Annotated in this window: 4 protein-coding genes, 1 tRNA gene and 1 rRNA gene; 3 read left to right on the top strand and 3 right to left on the bottom strand. The window is 61.1% G+C overall.

From position 1 onward, the window contains the following. The first annotated feature begins 500 nt into the window (after positions 1 to 500). Entirely contained in the window at positions 501 to 1,118 is a 618-nt protein-coding gene (locus tag FA743_RS19940; RefSeq protein WP_136887797.1) for a HEAT repeat domain-containing protein, read from the top strand. A gap of 2 nt (positions 1,119 to 1,120) precedes the next feature. On the opposite strand, the gene FA743_RS19935 is transcribed toward FA743_RS19940, so the two are convergent. Further along, positions 1,121 to 2,200, bottom strand: a complete 1,080-nt coding sequence (locus FA743_RS19935) for a hypothetical protein (RefSeq protein ID WP_246055076.1) — start codon at positions 2,198 to 2,200, stop codon at positions 1,121 to 1,123. Here FA743_RS19935 and FA743_RS19930 point away from each other — a divergent pair. After that, positions 2,175 to 2,879 (top strand): hypothetical protein, encoded by a 705-nt coding sequence (locus FA743_RS19930; RefSeq protein ID WP_169308958.1) that lies wholly within the window; start codon positions 2,175 to 2,177, stop codon positions 2,877 to 2,879. The two genes, FA743_RS19935 and FA743_RS19930, sit on opposite strands and share 26 nt — an antisense overlap. A gap of 122 nt (positions 2,880 to 3,001) precedes the next feature. Beyond that, positions 3,002 to 3,838: a hypothetical protein gene (locus tag FA743_RS19925; RefSeq protein WP_136887795.1), complete on the top strand. Its 837-nt coding sequence runs from the start codon at positions 3,002 to 3,004 to the stop codon at positions 3,836 to 3,838. Positions 3,839 to 4,146: 308 nt separating this feature from the next. On the opposite strand, the gene FA743_RS19920 is transcribed toward FA743_RS19925, so the two are convergent. Continuing rightward, positions 4,147 to 4,223: transfer RNA gene (locus FA743_RS19920), tRNA-Met, on the bottom strand. Positions 4,224 to 4,282: 59 nt separating this feature from the next. Next, a 5S ribosomal RNA gene (gene rrf / locus FA743_RS19915) occupies positions 4,283 to 4,378 on the bottom strand; the annotation flags it as partial.

The following is a 4,378-nucleotide window of genomic DNA, read 5'->3' as shown; positions in this document are numbered from 1 at the left end:
GCGCCGGACGCTTGCGCTAACCGAGGGTTCCACGCCCGGCGCGCTTGCCCTGAAACCATCCGCCGACTACCAATCTCAAACCGGCAGACTCTCGTTATGACCGAGGGACCCACGGGGGGCAGGTCAGGAGGTGCGCACCTTGACCTCCAATGTATAAGCTGATCGGCCATCGAGCCTAGTGGTGCAGTGATCTAAATGGCCCATACATCATAAAGCGGATGGTAGCCTTGATCGGCACCCGAAATGTGATGGCCGCGACCCGGGTGAGAGACGGAAGGAAAGCTTTGCTCCGCTGATGAAGTACTGCGCCCGATCCCCCAGACCACCTTTTTGCGGTGCGGCGGGTCTCCACACAGGCTAGGCCGGAGCTGATCCTTTGAGCGCGTATTGGTTCCAGTTCACAGGCAGACTCCAGCAACGTTTCGGATTGACAGCTGCTGCCGAGCCCCGGCAATCTTAAACCAACATGTTTGGCAGTATTTTTGAGGGAATAACGGGTAATGAAGAACTTTGTGCAAGCAGTTGTGATCACCCTTCTGACCGGCCTGCCAGCATCGGCTCAGACCCTCAGCCCTGAAGACATCAGCAAGATCATCGACGAGCGGATGAGCGACCTGAACCCATATCAGGCGTTGCTGAACGACCCCGATCCCGAGCGCAGTCGGCTGGCCATGCAGGTGATGCTGGAAAGTGGTGATCCGGATCTGGTGCGGATGGCCTTGGAATTCGGCTTGCTGTCCCCCAATCCCGGCGTCAAGCGTACGGCTTTCGAAGCCTGGCTGAAAACCGGGCCGATCCTCTCGTTCCGTTTTGACGGGACGAACGTCAAGGACACGAGTTTCGAAGGGACCGTGACCGGCAATTGGAATGGAACGATCAACGAGAATGTCGGATATTGGCGGATTGGCGTGTCAACATATCTCGACGAACAGAAGTGCTTTGCAAGCACCGCCAATGAAAGAGATTGCTTCATCACGATCAACAGCGACGGCGTCTTTCTGACACCCTCCAGACTGAACGCCCGCGCCACCATCTCGGAGTCGGGTCGGCTTGAAGGCACCGGGACAATGTATGCTGTCGATGAAGCCGTCCCGTTTTCGGTCCAGTTGGTCGACTAGCCTTAATAGGCGGTGATCTCGTCGATCACGACGTCGCCGCTGCCCCAGGTGTCCAGCACGATCACCTGCAGACGCCGCAGGTTGCGCTGAGCCACCTTGCCCGTGTCGAAGACGCCGTCGGCGGCCATCTCGCCCCGTAGCCAAGACCGGAAGCCCGCCCCCTCGCCTTCCAAGGACCAGGTCAGCAGGACCGTCTTGGGCGATGTCTGCCCGGGCCCGGGGTTCGACCGGATGACCAGCCGCGAGGTCGGCGTGATTGCATCGAAGCCGACGGCGACCTGCATCAGCGCCTGCTGCGCAAAGACGAACTGGCCGGGCCCGGTCATGTTTTCGGGGGCGAACATCGGATTGACTGGCCTGACCGAGCTTTCGAGCACCCGCAGCGGCAGGGCATCCGTATCCGCATCGTCGACCGGCTCTGTCACGCTAGCATCGCTTGGCGCCGCAAAGGCGCCACCCTGTTCGTCGAGATAGCGCCGGATATGGATGAAAATCTCACCCGAGCGGATGAAGGTCGCCCGCTGAGTATCGTCGGAGCTGACGGCCATACCAGCCGGTTGACCATCGACAAAGGCGAATGCACCGGACGTGCCCTGTCCGATCGCCGCCTCGGGATCAGCCAGTGTGCCCGTGAATGTCAGATAGGTCCGGTCGGCCACCTGCAGCTGCTCGCGAGAAATCTCGCCCGTCTGGTTCAACCGCAACAAATCTGCCTGATGCGCCGATGACGTTTCCCGGGTTTCGGCCAAGGCCTCAAGTTCCGACTGGCAGCGGTTGCCGATCCCGCCGCGGGCGACCCCAAGCGCGAGGTCGATCCCGGGCCAGAACGGAGAAATGACCGTCGCAGTGGCGCTCTCGACGGGCGCTGCAGTCGAAACCGTGACCCGAGGGAAAGGCCCTGCGACGTGACGGGGCATGACGATGTAGCAGGTCCCGTTGCGGCCGAACATCCAGCCATATCCGAACTCGCCCAGACCGTTCTGGATGGAAACGCTTTGAGCAGGGACCGGTTGCGGATAGACTGCCCCAAGACCACAAAAGACAAAGGCACAGGCCATGCTCAGGTTGATTTTCAGCATCATGTCCACCTTGATGGTCCTGCAGGTCGCAACGCCCGTCGCCAGGGCGCAGGATGTCCAAGAGATCGCACCCGAAGCCCCCGGTGTCCAAGAATTTTTCCGGGAAGCGGCGGATATATCCGGATCCGTAGTGCTGGGCGTACAGGTCCAGTTTCAAGCTGCGGATGGCCCGCGCCTGATCGGCTATCTGCCGGCTGAGTGGGGTGGGGAGATGGCTTGCATTCATGTCGTGTCGGTCGACGGACGCTATGAGGCCTATGGCAACTATCCGGTGCCCGCATCCTGGCAGGGCGGAGCGGCGGCGTTGACTTTCGTCACCGGCTACAGTGCGCTTTTGCGCGGCGTTCCCGCCGACGGTATCGGGGTCATGGTCGCGCGGGGCCCCTGCGGCCAAGGCAAGGCGGACGAACTGTCGGTGGTGCTTTGGAACACGCGTGACGCGCCAGCTGTGGACATCATTGTCAACTCGTTCAACGCAGACGAAGTCTTTGCCTATGTCGACGAGCAGACGGCGCCCGTTCGCTGCGAGCGGCTGGAGCTCGAAAGCACCATCGCCTTCGACCGGAAATGCCGGATCGATCCGGCGGACAGGGCGGGGCCGACCGATATCACGATCTATCGCCTCAAGGATGGCAAGCCGTCCGAGCCGACCTCGGTCGTCGTCTGGTTTCCGGACACGTAACGGTGCGCCCGGTACGCAGGGAACGGCGAGAAACCCGGCTATACTCCATCCGAGGGGTAAGACTGCGTTGGTTCACTCTGGCCCTGATCGGAGCCGCCTGCATCGCCATCCTGCTGGCAACCATGGCGCGCGAGCGGACCTTCAGCCTTGTGGCGCGATCCCTGGGCGGTACGATTGCGTTCGAGGGCGAGTTGAACGACTGGATGATCCAGAGCGGCGTGGAATGCCGTCTACGCGACAGCCCCGATTTCCGGATGCTGGCGGCCCGCGACGTCTCGCTCTGCGATGCCCGGATTTACGAGGCCACCACTTTTGCAGAACGCATCGTTGCGTGGCGGGACGGCACCGAGATAGCGTGGAGACGCGCCGCGTCGGGAGCGCTTCAGATCACCGTTCAGAACGACGCGACCGCGACCATACCATCGGGCACCCTGATTGTCGTTCCTGATGCAGACTGGCGTGGACATGGTGCCTTGGCCTTTCAAGGTATCGTCGGCATCGGTCGAACCGTCTCAAGCGGCAGCGACGACTACCTTTTGGAGGGCACCTGGCAGGCTTTGCAGAGCGGAATGGCGGTCTCGATCTTTCGCGACGTCACTGACGTCGTGCAAAGCGGCACCCTGACGCGCGGCTCGGCCGTGGATTTCAGGCGTGACGGCGCGCCGCAGGACGACACTGCGGTCACCAGCTTTGGCCATCTGACCCCAACCGAAGACGACCAGCGCGGCGTCATCGTCACGCTGCTGACCCAGCATGCCCCTGTGGCCCTGAGAGTGAACCATTTCGGTCTGAACGCGCCGACCTTGTTCAAGCCGGACTGGGTCGATGCGATCTCGTCCAGCACCATGCTGTTCGCCATTGCCGTCATGCTGTCGCTCTTGATCGGCATTCTCGAACTTGGCACCGCAGTAGCGCGGCAGTGGCACGGCAGGATCAATCCTGACGACGACCCTAGCTAGGCCTCAGACGAAAAGACAATGTGATCATGGCTGGCGGCACGCATTTGGCCTAGGGCCGCATTGATGTCGGTCTTGCACTTGGGCGATCAAGCCGGGCGAGAACTAGGTCGTTGGTCTTGCCCATCGGGTGGACGTGATGGCGTCTGGCACCAGGCGGCTGTTGGTCGCGGCTCGATCAAGCGGAAGGTGCGGCGCCATTCGCTGCCATCCGCCGCTTGTGTTTTGCTGACACTATGTTGACACGGTTCTGGAACGCAAAAAGCCTCCCGGGAGGGAGGCTGCTAAACTGCTGATGCTGTGTCTTATTTTGGTTGCGGGGATAGGATTTGAACCTATGACCTTCAGGTTATGAGCCTGACGAGCTACCGGGCTGCTCTACCCCGCGCCAAGGATGTCCTGTTGGGGTGTTTATGTCGTTTAGAGAGATGTTGCGTTTCTTACCAGGTCTGGCGGTGACCTACTCTCCCACGTCTTGAGACGCAGTACCATCGGCGCAGCGGCACTTAACGGCCGAGTTCGGGATGGGATCGGGTGTTTTGC

It is taken from the genome of Paracoccus gahaiensis (assembly GCF_005048225.1).
In the GTDB taxonomy this organism is placed as follows: Bacteria; Pseudomonadota; Alphaproteobacteria; order Rhodobacterales; family Rhodobacteraceae; genus Paracoccus; species Paracoccus gahaiensis.
This window is presented reverse-complemented; position numbering and strand designations above follow the sequence as displayed.